This window comes from Chromohalobacter sp. HP20-39 (genome assembly GCF_033052815.1).
Lineage (GTDB): Bacteria > Pseudomonadota > Gammaproteobacteria > Pseudomonadales > Halomonadaceae > Chromohalobacter.
This window is the reverse complement of sequence record NZ_JAWHTP010000024.1, coordinates 1-1229: the sequence shown is the minus strand read 5'-3', so window position 1 is coordinate 1229 and position 1229 is coordinate 1. Positions and strand designations below refer to the sequence as shown.

1 protein-coding gene is annotated in these 1229 nt (G+C 67.0%); it reads right to left on the bottom strand.

Annotated elements, in window-relative coordinates:
- Positions 1–1229 (bottom strand): heavy metal translocating P-type ATPase (locus tag RVY79_RS16600; RefSeq protein WP_317465579.1); only part of this gene is annotated, 1229 nt, incomplete at both ends.

Here is a 1229-nt window from a genome sequence, read left to right as displayed (position 1 = left end):
AGCGTGACCAGGGCCGTGGCGCCGGTGTCGGCCAGCACGGCAACCCACAAGCCGGTGATACCCAACACGGTGGTGACCAGGAACAAGCCCTTGAGGCCAATGGCGAATACGACGTTTTGGTGGATGTTGGCCATCGTCGCCCGCGACAGGGCCACCAGGTGGGCCACGTCCGTGACGCGGCTCTTGAGCAGCGCGGCATCGGCGGTTTCCAGCGCCACGTCCGTGCCGCCGCCCATGGCGATACCCACGTCGGCGGTCGCCAAGGCCGGCGCGTCGTTGATGCCGTCGCCGACCATCGCCACCTTGGCATCACGCTTCATCTCGTTGACCAAGCGCAGCTTGTCCTGCGGCAGCAGCTCGGCCTCCCACTCGATGCCCAGCTTGCCGGCGATCGCCTGCGCGGTGCGGCGGTTGTCGCCGGTCAGCATGACCGAGCGCACGCCCATGGCGTTGAGCTGGGCCACGCCTTCGCGCGCGGCGCGGCGGGGCTCGTCGCGCAGGGCCAGCAGGCCCAGAACGTTCTTGCTGGCTTCGTCGAACAGGACCACCACGGTCTTGCCGCCATCCTCCAGCTTGTCGATTTCCCTGCGGTGCGCGGCTGTCAGCGTGGCCGTCTGTTCCGCATGGGCGGGCGATCCGACAGCGAGCGCACTGCCGTTCACGGTGGCGCGCACCTCCTTGCCGGCAATGGCCGATGCGCCCGTGGCCTGGGGAATCGCCACGTCCAGGCTCTTGGCATGGGCGACAATGGCCTTCGCCAAGGGATGGTTTGAGCCGGACTCGACAGCGGCGGCAAGCGCAAGGACCTGTTGATGCTTGAACAGCCCGAAGGGCAGGACCTCGGTGATGCGCGGCTTGCCCTCGGTCAGCGTGCCAGTATTGTCGAAGGCAATTGCGCGCACGCGGCCGATGGTTTCCAACGCGTTGCCACCCTTGATCAGCAGGCCCCGTCGTGTGGCCACCGCAAGGCCCGAGGCGATGGCCGCCGGTGTGGAGAGCACCAGCGCACATGGGCAGGCAATCAACAGCAGTGCGAGGCCGCGGTACAGCCAGGTACCCCAGTCGCCACCCATGGCAAGTGGCGGAACCACCACGATCAACGCCGCGATGGCCATGACGGCAGGGGTGTAGTAGCGGCTGAACTTTTCGATGAAGCGAGCCGTGGGCGCCTTGGAGGACTGCGCCTGCTCCACCAGTTGGATGATGCGAGAAATGGTGTTGTCCGATGC